General features: G+C 39.3%; 11 protein-coding genes and 1 pseudogene. 9 read left to right on the top strand and 3 right to left on the bottom strand.

Features of this window, described 5'->3' with window-relative positions; translation table 11 throughout:
* Positions 1-281: 281 nt before the first annotated feature.
* The 3 genes from MVE64_RS12400 to cls all read right to left on the bottom strand — a co-directional run bounded on the left by MVE64_RS12400 (position 282) and on the right by cls (position 4,346).
* Positions 282-1,940: a family 14 glycosylhydrolase gene (locus MVE64_RS12400; RefSeq protein ID WP_247346724.1), complete on the bottom strand. Its 1,659-nt coding sequence runs from the start codon at positions 1,938-1,940 to the stop codon at positions 282-284.
* Positions 1,941-2,114: 174 nt separating this feature from the next.
* On the bottom strand, positions 2,115-3,071 hold the full coding sequence (uvsE, locus tag MVE64_RS12395; RefSeq protein WP_247346722.1) for a UV DNA damage repair endonuclease UvsE: 957 nt from the start codon (positions 3,069-3,071) through the stop codon (positions 2,115-2,117).
* A 78-nt stretch (positions 3,072-3,149) separates the two neighbouring features.
* Positions 3,150-4,346 (bottom strand): cardiolipin synthase, encoded by a 1,197-nt coding sequence (gene cls / locus MVE64_RS12390; protein WP_379052597.1) that lies wholly within the window; start codon positions 4,344-4,346, stop codon positions 3,150-3,152.
* Between the two features lie 312 nt (positions 4,347-4,658).
* Between cls and MVE64_RS12385 the strand changes: the two genes are divergently transcribed.
* From MVE64_RS12385 to pyrG, 9 genes and pseudogenes are all read left to right on the top strand, one after another.
* The gene (locus tag MVE64_RS12385; RefSeq protein ID WP_247346718.1) at positions 4,659-6,767 is read left to right on the top strand and encodes a (Fe-S)-binding protein; all 2,109 of its coding nucleotides are present in this window, start codon (positions 4,659-4,661) and stop codon (positions 6,765-6,767) included.
* A 143-nt stretch (positions 6,768-6,910) separates the two neighbouring features.
* Positions 6,911-8,089 (top strand): acetyl-CoA C-acetyltransferase, encoded by a 1,179-nt coding sequence (locus MVE64_RS12380; protein WP_247346717.1) that lies wholly within the window; start codon positions 6,911-6,913, stop codon positions 8,087-8,089.
* A gap of 156 nt (positions 8,090-8,245) precedes the next feature.
* Positions 8,246-9,097: a 3-hydroxybutyryl-CoA dehydrogenase gene (locus MVE64_RS12375; protein ID WP_247346715.1), complete on the top strand. Its 852-nt coding sequence runs from the start codon at positions 8,246-8,248 to the stop codon at positions 9,095-9,097.
* Positions 9,098-9,164: 67 nt separating this feature from the next.
* Positions 9,165-10,307 carry an acyl-CoA dehydrogenase gene (locus MVE64_RS12370; RefSeq protein ID WP_247346713.1) on the top strand — a complete coding sequence of 381 codons (1,143 nt, stop codon included), beginning with the start codon at positions 9,165-9,167 and terminating at the stop codon, positions 10,305-10,307.
* Positions 10,308-10,329: 22 nt separating this feature from the next.
* A pseudogene (locus tag MVE64_RS12365) lies at positions 10,330-11,470 on the top strand (acyl-CoA dehydrogenase).
* Between the two features lie 34 nt (positions 11,471-11,504).
* Positions 11,505-12,125 (top strand): TetR/AcrR family transcriptional regulator, encoded by a 621-nt coding sequence (locus tag MVE64_RS12360; RefSeq protein WP_247346712.1) that lies wholly within the window; start codon positions 11,505-11,507, stop codon positions 12,123-12,125.
* 32 nt (positions 12,126-12,157) lie between these two features.
* Positions 12,158-15,418, top strand: coding sequence for a fused isobutyryl-CoA mutase/GTPase IcmF (gene icmF, locus MVE64_RS12355; protein ID WP_247346710.1), 3,261 nt, complete (start codon positions 12,158-12,160; stop codon positions 15,416-15,418).
* A 582-nt stretch (positions 15,419-16,000) separates the two neighbouring features.
* Positions 16,001-16,564 (top strand): DNA-directed RNA polymerase subunit delta, encoded by a 564-nt coding sequence (rpoE, locus tag MVE64_RS12350; protein ID WP_247346708.1) that lies wholly within the window; start codon positions 16,001-16,003, stop codon positions 16,562-16,564.
* Between the two features lie 295 nt (positions 16,565-16,859).
* Entirely contained in the window at positions 16,860-18,464 is a 1,605-nt protein-coding gene (gene pyrG, locus MVE64_RS12345; RefSeq protein WP_247346706.1) for a CTP synthase, read from the top strand.
* Positions 18,465-18,654: the final 190 nt, after the last annotated feature.

The raw sequence follows: 18,654 nt of genomic DNA, 5'->3' as shown, positions 1-18,654 counted from the left end.
GAGAATTGCTCATCTGGGTTTTTTTTATAGAAAAAGGTAATCGAAGATAAGGTTGCAGGAATCGAAGATAAACCCTCCATAATCGAAGATAAAATAATCAAAATCGTAGATAAAATGCCTATAATCGAAGATAAAACCTAAAACCCCAGTTCTGGCACTGTATAATGCAATAAAAAACCAAAGTAGTAGGCTTCGCTTAAGTTTTTTCCATTAAAAGGAGTAATTCACCACTAAAACAAAAACCCCCTCAGTTTGCTAAACCCAAACCAAGGGGACTCTTTCTACCACTGAATCGTATAATTCGAACTCACATTAGGTGTAGACCAAGTATTATTAGCATTAGGTTCCCATGCTTTTGGACTTCCATTTGAGCCAACAACCACAGCTTTAAATTCATAGTAACGATTAGCTGCGATAGTTGCTGTTCCGCGCCAGTCTTTATTTGTGTTATCCCAAGTTAGTTTGATCATGTCTCCATCAGGATTGTTCCACATTCCCATTTCCCAGCGGTTCCCTGTTACATAAACCGTATCACCGTATGCAGTTGGAGCATTTTTAACGATAAATTCAACGTTGATTGGCTGTAGAGCTAAAATATCTCTGAAGCGGTCCATTTCAGCTGTTTTTGTGCCATTAGATTGAACGACATTTGCTAATCGAAGCAGAGTGAAACCGCTGAAGCCTTCATTGAATAAGTGCTGTGCCGTATTTCGGTAGCGAGACTCACTATAGCTAGCATCAGAGCTAGAGATAGCCAGTGCATTCTCGCCGTTAAGCACGATTCCTCTTTGTGTTGCCAAATTTGCAATTTGAGTAACAAGAGCCTTTGGTGCTGAGTAATACGGGCTTGTAAACTCTTGACTGTTGTCCATTTCTAAGCATGTAAAAGTAAGATGTAGATTACTAGCTTTGAATTGATCAAGTATGCTTGCATAGTTGTAATAACCAGCTGAGTATTCAGCTGCATGTGGCATGGAAGGATCATTCATTTTCCAGTGGATTCCGGCAATTTTAGCGCCGACTGGAACACCAAATGTAGCATCAAAATTTTCATGAGCCTTCTGACTAATTAAGTTAAGATGTTTAATTAAAACATTTTGATACCATGTCATAAAATCTTTTCCATATTGGCTATTATAGGCAGCACCTGAGGAGAAAAAATTATCTCCGTCTGAAGGTGGGTTTACCTGAGACCATGTAGTAAGATTTGTTTTCCAAGCAGTATTTAAGTTTGTTAAAGTACTATATTTAGCTTGCATATTTGTTCGGAAGTCACTTTTCGCTGTTTCCGTATATGCTTGCAGTTTTCCTCTTGAGGGGTAAGACCATCCGTCACTTGATACATAAGATGGAAATCTTAATTCACCTGCAGGTCCACCACTTAAGTAGATTTTTATAATAATATCTTTATAATCTGAGAAATTTTGCGAAAATGATTCATACAATTCATCATATTGTGTTGAAATGACACCTTTTGCCCATGGAGATAATGTTTCTTTGTTCACGTAGCCGGTTTCAGATTTATGAGTAAGTGTATCAGTAGAGGCTAAATTCCAAACCCAGCTTGGTATTGGAATATTGCAATCATCACCAACATTACCGCCACATTGATGTGTAGAGATGATCGGAACCCATTTAAGTCCTGATTCTCTTACAGTTTGTGCATATTGACGATAGTAGGACCAATCAAATTGATTGTTGCCGTTTTTTTCAACATCACCCCACCAAACATCAGTTGTTAAAGCATATACCCCATTGCTTTTTAAAGTAGCCAACTGCTTTGCAAAATCACTCCAGTTTGTGATTTTAGTAAGTGGTGCCATGACGTATGTTTTATAATCTGATTTGATGTCTGCGCTTGCTGAGGGTGAAAAAAGAGAAGATACGGTAAGTAGAATAATGAGTAAGCTAATTCCAAACCTTTTGAAAAAATGACACATATAACATCCTCCTTTGTTGTACAACGGTTTATTTTAAACGCTTACAAAACATTTCTTTTTGCGCAACCGATTGCACAAAAAGAAATGTAAGTGCACCGTTGTAGAATAAAGGATAACCCAGATCATTCATATAAATCAAGTGAAAACGTTACCATTTTAAGTAGGAAAATGGCACTACCATTCTATAGTAGCGCCACCAATCCGCTTAACCCCTCGAATCTTCGCAACATCTTCACAAAGCTTCAATGCGGCTTTATCCTTCTGCTTCGCTTCAATCATCAAATCTACATCAACATTCAATTCTTTTAACCCTTTTAATAACGGCATTAAAAACTCAGCATCAACATAATCAGCATGACTGCGGAATTCCTTCTCAGACTTTGGAGAGGAAACATGTATTTTGGGGTGTATTCCGACCCACTCCCACGTATCAAAAATAGTAGGAAGCAGCTCTAAAAAATTCTCATCATCATCTTTATTTGCCATGTAATGATGATAATCAAACAAAAGAGGAATTTGCTCTTTTTGACAAATGGCTAATGTTTCTGATGTTGTATAAGTTTTATCATCATTTTCTAGAGTCATTCGCTTTTTTATATGTGGTGGCAGTTTTTTGATATTTTGATGAAAACGTTCTGTAGCCTTTATCTTATCCCCATAAGCTCCGCCAACATGGATGTTAATAATGGCTTCATCTGCAAGTCCCATCGCATCCAATAAATCATAATGATAGGTCATATCGCCAACTGCATTTTCTGTAATATGCTTTTTATCACTTGTAAACAGTGTGAACTGATTGGGATGAAAACTTGTCCGCAGCTTATACTTTTTCACCAAATCCCCAATTTCAGTAAGTAAATCTTTAAATGGTGTTTGATAATCCCAAAGTACCTCAGGATGAGTCGCTAGCGGAACAATCGATGATGACATCCTGTATACCATTATTTCGTGGGCAATATTGTAGTGCATCATTCGTAATGTGTGTTCTAGATTTTGCTTCGTTACAAACAATAATTGCTCGTGTCGTTCTTGTTCTTCGAGCTTTTTCCATCTTGTGAATGTTAATGTTTTGGCTGGTGAGCAATCCCATAGAGAAAGAGCATGTGACACATAGCCGAATCGAATAATCATGATCTCCCTCCTGTTCTAAAGTATACGATTTCAGCGCCAAAGAGCATGAGAGGTCCCACACCCTGAGCACCAATAATTTCACAAAAAATGTGACACCAACGTTGCAAACTTTTCCTTTCCTTTTTCAAATAACGAACGCTTCTGATAGGCTTGGTATGTTAACAATTCTGAACGACCAAAGTCACCTTGAACAAACGTCTTTACCTCTTGAATGAATTGTCGGTCATAGATGAGGCAGTTCATTTCATCATTTAAATAAAAACTTCTTTTATCAAAATTTGCTGTTCCAATGTCACAAAGATGATCGTCAATCATAATCATTTTTGCGTGAAAAAAGCCATGATAATAGCGATGAATTTCACAACCTGCCAGTATTAGTGGACCAAAATATGGGAACGAAGCTTCTTTTACAAGTGGATGATCCTTTCCCATCGGCACCATAATTTGGACGCGTACACCTCTGGCTAAAGCAGCTAAAAGCTCATCCAAAATGACCTTACCGGGGATAAAATAAGGTGAGCAAATTAAAATGTCTTGCTTAGCATCTCGAATAAATGAAATAAAATGTTTTTCAAGATTTTCTCCATATGTAGAAATGAACATATGCTCACTTTTGCCAATAGGCAAGGCAGGGTAATACTCAGGATTTTCTACATCGTTTTCACCAGTCGAGTCAAACCAATCCTTTAAAAACTGTTTCTGTAAATCAGCCGTACCTTCTCCTGTAATTTTTAGATGAAAATCTCTCCAATACCCTAACTTTGGATCATTTCCAAGATACTCTTTTCCAATATTAAAGCCGCCTAAATAAGACGTTTTACCATCTAAAACAGTTATTTTCCGATGATTTCGTGCTTGTAAAGTATAAAAAAGAAAAGGAAGCTTAGGTTTATGTGAAAAAGCAAGGCGAACACCCTTGTCCTTAAGAGCCTGAATCCTTTTTTTCGTAAGCTTCGAGCTACCCACATAGTCCAGTAAAAGGCGCACTTCAACACCATGACTGGCTTTATCACCCAGAATCGTTAAAAATTCATCACTGATTTCATCATTTTTCACAATGAAGAATAGCACATGAATACTTTTTGTACTATTTTTAATGCTCTCAAAAAGATCTTTATATAATGTATCTCCATCTGTCATAAGGGTAATATCACTTTTGCGTTGAGGAAATTGCGTATACTTTGATGTTGCAAGATGACTTCTTCTGCCAAGGTGATAATCAATTGTCCACCAGCAGATCAGTGCCACTATGAAAAAGCAAATAATGAATACGATGTTCAAACGCCATCCTCCTAGCAGCATATAGTTTTACGAAAAGTAAAAAGATAATCAGTAAGTTTTATTTATTTTTAGCGGATTTTTCTTTTTTATGTAGTCTTTAGATTCTTTCCTGAACAAATGCATAATAAAAAACATCAAGAATACATTGTACAACCAGCAATTATAAATACAAATCAAAAAAATATTGACTGAATGCTCATTCATTTATTATGATAGAGATATAAGTAAATTCAGAAAATGAGAAATTGACTGTTGTTCAAAGGGGAAACAGTAGACCGTAACAATTGGGAGATTGGGGGAAGCAACATGGGCGCATTACTTTGGGTAAATTTACTTGCATTTTTAATTGTAACCGCTTACGCAGCTCATCTTTTCATCTACTTAATTCGTACAAGAATGGCTTATATTAAGCTAGGCAAAAAAGTCGAATTTGATGGGAAGGTAAAAGAAAGATTAGAAAAAATTTGGGTGAATGTGTTTGGACAGAAAAAGCTCTTAAAAGATAAGAAAAGTGGAATCATTCATGTGATGTTTTTCTATGGCTTTATTCTAGTTCAATTTGGGGCCATTGATTTTATTATTAAAGGCTTAGTACCAGGTGCACATCTGCCGCTTGGACCGCTGTATCCGGCGTTTACATTTTTCCAAGAAATTATTACTTTTATGATTTTAGTTGCTGTAGTTTGGGCGTTTCACCGTCGTTATGTGGAGAAGCTTGTTCGCTTAAAACGAGGCTTTAAATCAGGACTAGTATTACTTTTCATCGGTGGCTTAATGCTATCTGTACTGCTTGGTAATGGAATGGGCTTAATCTGGCATGATCATGATCTAACATGGTCTGAGCCACTAGCTTCATCATTTGCTTTGTTACTTAGCTTTGTAGGCAAAACAGGATCTATCGTTATTTTCTATATTGCATGGTGGATCCATTTACTTTTCTTATTAACGTTCTTAGTGTATGTACCACAATCAAAGCATGCGCATTTAATTGCTGGGCCTGCGAATGTGTATTTTAATCGCACATCAAACCCTGGTAAGCTTGAAAAAATTGATTTCGAAGATGAAACACAAGAATCATTCGGGGTTGGCAAAATTGAAGACTTCACACAACCACAGTTAATTGATTTATATGCTTGTGTAGAATGTGGACGCTGTACAAATATGTGTCCGGCAACAGGGACAGGGAAAATTCTTTCTCCAATGGACCTAATCATTAAGCTCCGTGACCATTTAACCTTTACAGGAGCAGCTGTTACACAAAAGCAACCATGGGTGCCAGCAGTAGCATTTAGTGGAACAAAAGGAAATCAAATTGCGATGATGGCAGCAAGTTCTGGGGCGCAAGAAACGGCAGCAACAGGCTATAGTGCTTCATTAATCGGTGATGTAATTACAGAAGAAGAAATTTGGGCTTGTACAACGTGCCGTAACTGTGAAGATCAATGTCCTGTTATGAATGAGCATGTTGATAAAATCATTGATATGCGTCGTTATCTAGTCCTAACAGAAGGAAAAATGGATGCGGATGCTCAGCGTGCAATGACAAACATTGAACGTCAAGGAAATCCTTGGGGGCTTAACCGAAAAGAGCGTGAAACATGGCGTGAAGCTCGCGAAGATGTACACGTTCCAACGGTAAAAGAAATGAGCAAAGCAGGAGAAGAGTTTGAATACTTATTCTGGGTTGGCTCTATGGGCTCTTACGATAACCGCAGCCAAAAAATCGCCTTATCTTTTGCAAAGCTTCTTAACGAAGCTGGCGTTAAATTTGCGATTCTTGGTAATAAAGAGAAAAACTCTGGAGATACACCGCGTCGCCTTGGAAATGAGTTTTTATTCCAAGAGCTAGCAACGAAAAATATTGATGAATTTGTGAAAAATGATGTAAAAAAGATCGTCACAATCGATCCACATGCTTATAACATCTTTAAAAATGAATATCCTGACTTTGGGTTAGAAGCAGAGGTATATCATCATACGGAATTGCTTGCAGAGTTAGTGGCTTCAGGAAAACTTAAACCAAGTCTTCCTGTTAATGAAACAATCACGTTCCACGATTCCTGTTACCTAGGTAGATACAATGAAGTGTATGATGCACCACGTAATATTTTAAAAGCAATTCCTGGTGTGAAGCTTATTGAAATGGAACGAAATCGTGAAAAAGGAATGTGCTGTGGAGCTGGTGGAGGCTTAATGTGGACAGAAGAAGATACAGGAAGCCGCATTAACGTTGCAAGAACAGAGCAAGCATTGGCTGTGAATCCATCGGTAATCAGCTCAGGCTGTCCGTATTGCTTAACGATGTTAAGTGATGGAACAAAAGCAAAAGAAGTAGAAGAAACAGTGAGCACATATGATGTTGCAGAGCTGTTAGAAAAGTCGATATTTGGCGAACAAAAAGAGCTAGTTTCATAGTCATTTTCAAAGAAAAGTAAGATAAAATGGAAAGAGGGGAATTACCCCTCTTTATCTCTGAGTAAATATTGAGCGAGCGTTCAGTCACTATTTGTAAGCGTTTACTATTTTTAATTTACATACATGGAAAAGGGGAGAGGAACATGGCAAAAACCGTTATTTTAAGTGGAGTCAGAACACCTGTGGGGAAGTTTGGTGGAGCTCTTTCAACATTAACAGCAGCAGAGCTTGGCGGAATCGCCATAAAGGAAGCGTTAACAAGAGCAAATGTACAGTCTGAAGACGTCCAAGAGGTGATTATCGGAAATGTTCTGCAAGGGGGACAAGGGCAAATTCCATCACGTCAAGCGGCACGTGCGGCAAGTCTGCCATGGAATGTAAAAACAGAAACAGTAAATAAGGTATGTGCATCAGGATTAAGAAGCGTCACTATGGCCGATCAAATCATTCGTGCCGGTGACGAAGAAGTGATTGTAGCCGGAGGCATGGAATCAATGAGCAATGCGCCATATATGATGCCAAAAGCAAGATGGGGACTGCGTATGGGCGATTCTGCTGTAAAGGATTTAATGATTCATGATGGTTTAACATGCAGCTTTACTGGTGTTCACATGGGCACATACGGTAACAGCACATCAAAAGAGCTTGAAATCACACGTCAGCAGCAGGATGAGTGGGCATTAAGAAGCCATCAGCGCACAGTTGCTGCCCAAGAAGCTGGCATACTAGGCGAAGAAATTGTTGCAGTTGAAGTACCACAGCGTAAAGGAGACCCGATTGTGGTCGACAAAGATGAAGCACCACGTAAAGACACTTCATTAGAAAGATTAGCAAACCTAAATCCTGTTTTTGATCATGATGGAACGATCACAGCAGGTAATGCCCCAGGAATTAATGACGGAGCAGCCGCCCTTGTATTAATGAGTGATGAAAGAGCGAAAACTGAAGGCAGAGAGCCTCTCGCAATTATTTTAGCTCATACAGCCATTGCTGTTGAAGCAGAAGACTTCCCTAAAACACCGGGACTTGTCATTAATGAGTTATTAAGCAAAACAGGCAAAACCGTTGAGGATATTGATCTTTTTGAAATTAATGAAGCATTTGCAACAGTTGCATTAGCTGCTAACCAAATTGCCGGTCTTGATCCAGAAAAGGTAAACGTAAACGGTGGAGCTGTTGCAATCGGACACCCAATCGGTGCAAGTGGAGCAAGAATTCTCATCACCTTAATTCATGAACTAAAACGTAGAGGCGGCGGTATCGGCATTGCAGCAATCTGCAGCGGCGGCGGCCAAGGCGACGCCATCATGATTGAAGTTTAACCCAATATAGAGAGCAATCGGGTGCTCCCCGATTGCCTCAGGCTCTGACCTCTGACCTCTCACCTCAGCGCACAACACAGAATTAGAAATTTAAAACTATATTTCCGTTAGATTGAACGTATAGAAAACAATTCAAATCCAAAGAGGAGGCCCCATATGAACATTCAAAAAATCATGGTGATCGGTGCTGGACAAATGGGCTCAGGCATTGCCCAAGTATGTGCCATGGCAGGCTTTCAAGTGATACTTCATGATATGAAACAGGATATAGCTGAAAAAGGTTTAAGTTTTATTCAAAAGCAATTGCAAAGGCAAGTGGAAAAGGGAAAGCTTTCTGAGCAGGATAAGGTTAAAACTCTTCAAAGACTAACACCTTCTGCTTCCATTGAAGATGCTAAAGAAGTTGATTTCATTATCGAGGCTGTTATTGAAAAAATGGAAGTGAAAACATCGCTATTTAAGCAACTCGATACTCTTGCGCCAGAACAGGTTATTTTGGCAACAAACACTTCTTCCTTACCAATCACAGAAATTGCTGCAGCTACGAATAGACCAGACCGCGTGATTGGCATGCATTTTATGAATCCTGTTCCTGTGATGAAACTGGTTGAAATTATCCGCGGTCTTGCAACATCTGATGAAGTTTATCAGCAAATTGAAGATCTTACGAAAAAATTAAATAAAACACCTGTTGAGGTAAAAGATTTCCCAGGCTTTGTTTCCAACCGCATTTTAATGCCAATGATCAATGAAGCGATTTTCACGGTGTATGAAGGAGTGGCAGAGCCAGAAGCAGTGGATGAAGTGATGAAGCTTGGGATGAACCATCCAATGGGTCCATTAACTTTAGCAGACTTCATCGGATTAGACACATGCTTATACATTATGGAAACACTCCACGAAGGCTTTGGGGATGATAAATACCGCCCATGTCCATTGCTACGGAAATATGTAAAAGCAGGGTGGCTTGGGAAAAAATCTGGTAGAGGGTTTTATCAGTATTCCTAGTTCACGGTAGAACAAAGGGGTTTTCATATATTCATATTTTTGCAATGACCAAAGGGGTGGGCATCAAATGAATCTACATTTTACAGAAGAGCAAATAATGATGCAAAAAATGGTACGTGAATTTGCAAAAGCAGAAATTGAACCATTTGTGGAAGAGATGGAAAAAGGGGTATTTCCATCCTCTATTCTTCAAAAAATGGCGGGACTTGGTTTAATGGGGATTCCAATTCCGACCGAATATAACGGGGCGAACATGGACTATACCTCTTATATTATGGCCATACATGAAATAGCCAAAGTAAGTGCGACAGTAGCTGTTATTTTATCTGTTCACACATCTGTTGCAACCTATCCAATTCTCATGTTTGGCAATGAAGAGCAAAAAAACAACTATGTAAAAAAGCTTGCAACAGGGGAGCATCTAGGAGCTTTTTGCTTAACAGAACCAAGCTCTGGATCTGACGCGGCAAGTATGAAAACAAAAGCAATGAAAAAGGATGATCACTATCTATTAAATGGATCAAAAGTATTTATTACAAATGGTGGTGAAGCTGACATATATATTGTTTTTGCCCGAACGAGCGAGGACAAAGGAAGCAATGGCATATCGGCGTTCATCATTGAAAAAGGAACACCGGGATTTCTTATCGGAAAAGATGAACACAAAATGGGGTTAAATGGGTCACGAACTACTGAGCTGATTTTTGAGAATGCTAGAGTACCGCTTGAAAACCTTCTAGGAAAAGAGGGTGAGGGCTTTAAGATTGCGATGGCAAACTTAGACGGCGGCCGAATTGGCATTGCTGCTCAAGCACTTGGAATTGCCGAGGCTGCACTAGAGAAGGCAACAGCGTATGCCCAGGAACGCAAGCAGTTTGGCAAGCCAATCGCAGCTCAGCAAGGAATTTCCTTTAAGCTTGCGGATATGGCAACAAATGTAGAAGCTGCGAAATTATTAGTTTATCAAGCTGCATGGTTAAAAGAACAAGGACTTCCATGTGGCAAGCAGGCTGCGATGGCAAAGCTATTTGCTTCAAAAACAGCAATGGAGGTCACCACAGAGGCAATCCAAATCTTTGGTGGCTATGGCTATACAAAGGATTACCCGGTGGAGCGGTATTTCCGTGATGCGAAGGTTTGTGAAATTTATGAAGGTACTAGTGAAATTCAGCGAATTGTCATCAGTAAACATTTGGTGAAAGAAAAATAAGCGGTGAAAAGGGGAGAAAAAGATGTACTTTAAACTTTCAGAAGAACATGAAATGCTACGTAAAACGGTAAGAGATTTTGCAAGAAAAGAAGTAGAACCAACAGCAGCAGAGCGCGATGAGCAAGAGCGTTTTGATATGGACATTTTCAGAAAAATGGCCGACCTTGGATTAACGGGAATTCCTTGGTCTGAGGAATATGGTGGAATTGGCAGTGACTATCTATCATATGTGATCGCAGTTGAGGAGCTTTCAAGAGTATGTGCATCAACAGGGGTAACGTTATCCGCCCATACATCACTTGCAGGCTGGCCCCTATATAAGTTCGGTAATGAAGAACAAAAGCAAAAATATTTAAAGCCGATGGCACTAGGTGAAAAAATCGGGGCTTTACGGGTTAACTGAGCCTGGTTCAGGATCTGATGCAGGTGGTATGCGCACGAATGCCCGTGAAGACGGAGACGATTATATTTTAAATGGCTCAAAAATTTTCATCACAAATGGAGGAATTGCCGATATCTATATCGTATTTGCAGTAACAGATCCTTCAAGTAAGCATAAAGGAACAACAGCGTTTATCGTTGAAAAAGATTTTGAAGGCTTCTCAGTAGGAAAAAAAGAAAGCAAAATGGGCATTCGTTCATCACCTACAACGGAGATTATGTTTGAAGAGTGTAAAGTACCAAAAGAAAATGTACTAGGCGAGATTGGGGATGGCTTTAAAATTGCCATGATGACATTAGATGGCGGTAGAAACGGTATAGCAGCTCAAGCAGTTGGAATTGCACAGGGTGCTTTGGATGCGGCCATTGCCTATGCAAAGGAAAGAGAGCAATTTGGTAAGCCGATCGCAGCTCAGCAAGGAATTAGCTTTAAGCTGGCAGATATGGCAACAAATATTGAAGCTGCACGATTATTAACCTATCAAGCAGCATGGCTAGAGTCTGAAGGGTTACCATATGGAAAAGAATCAGCGATGTCTAAGCTTTTTGCTGGTGACACAGCGATGAAGGTTACAACTGAGGCTGTTCAAGTATTTGGTGGCTATGGCTATACAAAGGATTACCCTGTTGAACGGTTTATGAGAGATGCCAAAATCACACAAATCTATGAAGGCACACAGGAAATTCAACGACTTGTGATTTCTAGAATGTTAACGAAATAAAAGAATACTAGTTTCGGTGATAGGTGGGAGGTAGATGGATAAGCGTGAAGTTGTCGCATCCGTTAAGGATGAGAAGTTAATTGAAAAGCGTAGGGAGCAGATGATTAAAGGTGCAGTCAATCTTTTTAAAGAAAAAGGATTTCACCGCACTACAACAAGGGAGATTGCCAGGTCTGCCGGCTTTAGTATCGGTACGTTATATGAATATATCCGCCAAAAAGAGGATGTTCTTTACTTAGTTTGTGACAGCATTTATGACCAGGTTCATGCCCGTTTAGAGGAAGATATTGATACGAAGCAAGGTACAATTGAAAGCTTAAAACGAGCGATCCACAATTATTTTATCGTGATGGATGAAATGCAGGATGAAGTGCTTGTGATGTATCAGGAGGTCAAGTCATTATCTAAGGACGCTCTGCCATATGTGTTGAAAAAGGAAATGGAAATGGTTGGGATGTTTAAAAAAATCGTGAAAGACTGTGTGCAAAATGGGGAACTCATGTTATCAGATCCAGAATGTGATTTAATTGCTCACAATATTTTTGTGAAAGGCCAAATGTGGGGCTTTAGACGCTGGGCCCTTCACAAAATGTATACACTTGAAGATTACATTGAGCTGCAAACAAAGGTTATTTTACAAGGGGTTGGGAAGTAACTCTTGTGGCAATCAAAGGGGTGTTTTTATAAATGACAATAACAGAGGTTTACAAACCAAAGCATGCTGTCCGCTTTGTCACAGCATCAAGCTTGTTTGATGGACACGATGCTTCCATTAATATTATGCGACGAATTCTACAAGCAAGTGGAGCGGAAGTTATTCATCTTGGACATAATCGTTCGGTCGAAGAAATTGTGGCTGCGGCAATCCAGGAGGATGTTCAGGGAATCGCAATTTCATCTTATCAAGGTGGACACGTGGAATTTTTTAAATACATGTACGATCTTCTCCACGAAAAAGGAGCAGATCATATTCGTCTTTATGGCGGCGGCGGAGGGGTCATTATTCCTCGAGAAATAAAAGAGCTCCATGATTATGGAATTGCGAAAATTTTCTCTCCTGATGACGGGCGCGAGCTTGGTCTTCAGGGCATGATCAACCATATGCTAAGAGAGTGCGATTTTTCAACCGTTGAAAAGGGAGAAATCTCTTTGGACGATGTGAAAGAAGGAGAAACAAAAGCGGTTGCTAAACTTATCTCATGTGCAGAAGCGAAAGTGTTTAAACAAGAAATCACAGAAGCAGCAGACAACCTAATTCGTGAAGCAAAAACGTTAAATGCGAAAACACCTGTGATCGGGATTACAGGTACAGGCGGCGCTGGGAAGAGTTCACTAACCGATGAATTGATTCGACGTTTTTTAAATGAGTTAGCATCGGTTAAGATCGCCATATTGTCAGTTGATCCAACAAAGCAAAAAACGGGTGGAGCACTGCTTGGAGATCGAATTCGAATGAATGCCATTTTTTCTCCACGAGTGTTTATGAGAAGCTTGGCAACGCGACAATCAAAGTCTGAGCTATCATTGGCCATTCAAGATGCGATCTCTATTGTAAAAGCAGCAGGCTTTGATCTGGTAATCGTCGAAACAAGCGGTATTGGTCAAGGTGATGCAGAAATCGCCGAGATATGTGATTTATCGATGTACGTGATGACAAGTGAATTTGGGGCACCGTCTCAATTAGAAAAAATTGATATGCTCGATTATGCTGATGTGGTCGTTATCAATAAATTTGAGCGTAAAGGCTCTGAAGATGCGAAGCGCCAAGTGCAAAAGCAGGTGCAGCGCAGTCGGATGCTTTTCGATCAGCCGCTAGATGAGATGCCTGTTTACGGCACAATTGCCAGTCAGTTTAACGATTTAGGCACAAACACTCTATTCGCAAAACTACTAGAGTTAATCAATGAAAAAACGAATCTAGACTGGCAAACCTCTCTTCCGGTTGTAAAAGATGTAGAAAAGCAAAACGTGATTATCCCACCTGAACGCCGTTATTACTTAAGAGAAATCAGTGAGACTGTTCGAAACTATCATCGTCACTCAGAGGAACAAGCAGAGCTTGCGACAAAAAGATTTCAACTAAAAGGTGCGCTTGAAACTCTTATTGAACAGGAAACAAACGAAGAAGTGATTTTATCGTTAAAAAACGTTCTGAATTCTCTTGAGGAAAAGCTAACACCTCAATCAAAAGCATTGCTAAATAGCTGGGAAGAAACGAAGGAAAAATATGCTCAAGAGCAATTTACAACGGTTATTCGCAATAAGGAAATTGTCACAAAGCTTAGAACCACTTCCCTGTCAGGATTATCTATAGCGAAAGTATCATTGCCAAAATATAAAAATGACGGTGATGTTCTCAATTGGCTTTATAAAGAAAATGTACCAGGCTCTTTTCCATATACAGCTGGTGTGTTCCCGTTTAAACGGGAAGGAGAAGATCCGAAAAGGCAGTTTGCTGGTGAAGGAACTCCAGCCCGTACGAACCGCCGTTTTCATTATTTATCAAAAGATGATGACGCAAAACGCTTAAGCACAGCATTTGATTCAGTAACGCTATACGGAGAAGATCCAGCTTACCGCCCTGACATTTACGGAAAAATCGGCGAAAGTGGAGTAAGCATTTGTACATTAGATGATATGAAAAAGCTTTATGATGGCTTTGATTTATGCGCGCCTTCGACCTCTGTTTCAATGACGATCAACGGTCCAGCTCCAATCATTTTAGCGATGTTCATGAATACTGCAATTGAGCAACAGGTGAGCAAAAAAGAAGCTGAGCTTGGACGCTCGTTAACAATGGAAGAATATGATGAAGTAAAAGCCTACACTCTTCAAACAGTAAGAGGAACCGTGCAAGCTGATATTTTAAAAGAAGATCAAGGACAAAACACATGTATTTTTTCAACAGAGTTTGCTCTTCGTTTAATGGGGGATATTCAGCAATACTTTATTGATCAAAAGGTACGAAATTATTACTCTGTTTCCATTTCTGGCTATCATATCGCAGAAGCAGGAGCAAATCCAATTTCACAATTAGCCTTTACGCTCTCAAATGGGTTTACGTATGTGGAATATTACCTGAGCAGAGGAATGGATATTGATTCATTTGCACCTAACTTATCGTTTTTCTTTAGCAATGGACTCGATCCGGAATATACCGTTATCGGTCGCGTTGCCCGGAGAATATGGGCAACCGTTATGCGCGACAAATACGGCGCCAACGAACGAAGCCAAAAACTAAAATACCATGTTCAAACATCAGGGCGCTCACTGCATGCCCAGGAAATTGATTTTAACGACATTCGCACAACCCTTCAAGCGCTAATGGCCCTGCATGATAATTGTAATTCATTACACACAAATGCCTATGATGAGGCGATCACAACGCCAACAGAAGAATCTGTTCGCCGCGCAATGGCCATTCAAATGATCATCACAAAAGAACATGGCTTAACTAAAAATGAAAATCCTTTGCAAGGCTCATTTATTATTGAAGAGTTAACAGACTTAGTAGAAGAAGCAGTACTTCAGGAGTTCGACCGCATTAATGAACGCGGCGGTGTACTAGGCGCAATGGAAACACAATATCAACGCGGCAAAATCCAGGATGAATCGATGCATTACGAAATGAAAAAACACACAGGTGAACTGCCGATCATCGGTGTAAACACATACCTAAATCCAAATCCACCATCACAAGACATGATGGACAACATGGAACTCGCCCGTGCATCAAAAGAAGAAAAAGAAACGCAAATCCAAAACTTAAAAACCTTCCAACAAACACACGAGCACAAAGTTGAAGAAGCACTGTTGAACCTAAAAAACAAAGCCATCCACAACGGCAACATCTTTGCCGAACTAATGGAAACTGTAAAAGTAGCCAGCCTTGGCCAAATTACGCAGGCATTATATGAAGTTGGGGGACAATATAGAAGGAATATGTAGTGTGGGGAAACCGGTTATGCCGGTTTCTGTTTTTGTTAGTGGATAGGTGTGACACTTCTGGCTGTCATTAACGAGGCTATGAAGACCGTTTTAGTGGGTGAAGAGTTGAGAGATGGTTTTCATAAGAGAGATGAAGACTGTTTAAGTGGGTGAAGCGTGTTGAGGTGGTCTTCATAGGAGAGATGAAGACCGTTTTAATGGGTGAAGCGTGCTGAGATGGTCTTCATTCGTGTGATGAAGACTATTTTAGTGGTTGAAGAGCAGTGAGATGGTCTTCATACAGTTAATGCTCAACCTGCAGCGCAAATCAACCCACCCAACACCTGATCTACCGCAACAAGTTTGCAAAAATAATGTAAAAACACTCTTAAATCAATTTTTACATGATAAAGGTGGCATAAACTGCTAGAAATTGTTTATAATGAATGGTATGATTTGATAGGTTTACTATGTACATATTTTAAAGTTTATTCTACTTAATTGGCTTATTCTAGCTGAATTCTGTCTAAGATAACAGAACCACACTAGAAAGCAGCCCTGGATTTACAATAGATCGATGATGTAGAAAGGAAGTGCCGGAACTTGAGTCTAAAACAATTAACAGAAGAACAAATAAAAGAAATGGCAATGGTTGAGGTTGCCTATGAACTTTTCTTAGAAGCAAGAAAACCTTACGTATTTAGTGATTTAGTAAAAGAAATTGCTGATCTTCTAGGATTATCACAGCAACAAGTAGAAGATAAAATTGCTCAATTTTATACAGACATCAACATCGATGGCCGTTTTATTTGTGTTGGTGAAAACATGTGGGGATTACGCACATGGTATCCATACGAGCAAATTGAAGAAGAAATCGTTCCTGTTGCAAAACCTAAAAAGAAAAAATCGAAAAAAGCAGACGATGAAGATCTGGATGATGTATACGATGAGCTTGATGAGGAAGACCTCGAATATGACGATATCGATGAATACGATGATTCAGATGACGACGAAGAAGAAGATGATTTTGATGATATAGATGATGCAGACGATCTAGATGAAGATGAAGATGATGATGATTTAATCGACGATGACTATGATGACGACCTTGATGATGATGACGAAGAAGACGACGATTTTGATGATGATTCAGACGAAGAAAAATAAAATCAAATCGTCTTGACTTTCTTTTTCTAACTAGGTAGAATCTATTTTGGGCTTTTAAAAAGAGATTGTTCGTTTAATTAAACAATTACTGCTCCCTTTCAAGTTTGTTTGGAAGGGAGCTTTCTTATTTTATATAAAAGTTTAAAGTTCATTTCTAAAATGATTTAGAATTGTTAAGTAGGACAGGCTTACCCCTGAATTTCACAAAATTTTTCACTCTTATTCATAGTTTTTCAAATGATTTTTTCATTTCTTGTACAAAATAAAAAAAGATTAGCTTCTGAGGGGGAAGACCATGACAAAGTATATTTTTGTAACAGGTGGAGTTGTATCATCTTTAGGTAAAGGGATCACAGCTGCATCACTAGGAAGATTATTAAAAAACCGTGGGATCAGTGTAACGATTCAAAAATTCGATCCGTACATAAATGTGGACCCGGGAACAATGAGTCCGTATCAGCACGGTGAAGTATTCGTAACAGGAGACGGTGCAGAAACAGACTTAGACTTAGGCCATTATGAGCGTTTTATTGATGAAAACCTAACTAAATTTAACAACGTGACAACAGGTAGAATCTATTCAACTGTTCTAAAGAAAGAGCGCCGTGGTGACTATCTAGGTGGAACTGTTCAGGTTATTCCGCACATCACAAATGAAATCAAAGACAAAGTATTTCGCGCTGGTAAAGAAACAGGTGCAGATGTTGTTATCACAGAGATTGGTGGAACAGTAGGAGATATCGAATCACTACCTTTCCTAGAAGCAATCCGCCAAGTGAAAAGTGATGTTGGCCGTGACAATGTGATGTATATCCACTGTACACTTGTACCATATATTAAAGCTGCTGGTGAAATGAAAACTAAACCAACTCAGCACAGTGTTAAAGAATTAAGAAGTCTTGGTATTCAACCAAATGTGATCGTTGTTCGTACAGAGATGCCAATTTCTCAAGATATGAAAGATAAAATTGCGTTATTCTGTGATATTGATAAAAACGCAGTGATCGAGTGCCGTGATGCAGAAACGTTATACAGCATCCCACTAGATCTTCAAGATCAAAACTTAGATACAATTGTATGCAATCACTTGAAACTAAATTGCAATGACGCGGATATGACAGAATGGAAAGAGCTTGTACAACGTGTTACGAACCTTTCAAAAACAACAAAAATTGCTCTTGTTGGGAAGTATGTTGAACTGCAAGATGCATATATTTCTGTTGTTGAAGCACTTCGCCACGCTGGATATGAATATGATTCTGATATTGAAATCAAATGGGTAAACGCAGAAGAATTAACATCTGAAAACGTAAAAGATCAGCTTGCAGATGTTGATGGTATTTTAGTTCCTGGTGGCTTCGGTGACCGCGGTGTTGAAGGGAAAATCGTTGCAACGAACTATGCACGTGTTAATAAAGTGCCATTCTTAGGAATTTGCTTAGGTATGCAAGTGGCTTCAATTGAATATGCTCGTAATGTATTAGGCTTAGCGGGAGCAAATTCTGCTGAAATTGATCCTAACACAGCTTATCCAGTTATTGACTTACTTCCTGAGCAAAAAGATGTTGAAGACTTAGGTGGAACATTACGTCTTGGATTATCTCCAAGTAAGCTTCAAGAGGGAACTCGTGCATTCGAGGCATACCAAGATGAGGTGATTTATGAGCGTCATCGCCATCGTTATGAGTTCAATAATGAATATCGTCAAGCAATGGAAGAAGCAGGCTTTGTTTTCTCTGGTACAACACCGGACGGCCGCTTAGTTGAAATTATTGAAGTGAAAGAACATCCTTGGTTTGTTGCATCACAGTTCCATCCGGAATTTACATCAAGACCTACAAGACCACAGCCACTATTCCGTGACTTTGTTCGCGCATCATTAACGGCTGCTGAAAAATGATAAAACATTAGTTAAGCCATCCTATAAGGATGGCTTTTTAATTAGCTTTACTATAGAAGGAAATAGATATGGAAACCGGTTTTTAAAAAGTTTTTAATTTTTTCAAAAAATAGATTGATTTATAGAATAATAGAAGATATAATCATAGTTGAAAGCGGTTTCCAGTAACGAAAACCACTTTAATTTTTTC

The sequence above is a fragment of the Metabacillus endolithicus genome (assembly GCF_023078335.1).
In the GTDB taxonomy this organism is placed as follows: domain Bacteria; phylum Bacillota; class Bacilli; order Bacillales; family Bacillaceae; genus Metabacillus; species Metabacillus endolithicus.
The sequence above is the reverse complement of the archived record's forward strand: the minus strand, read 5'-3'. Positions and strand labels throughout refer to the sequence as shown.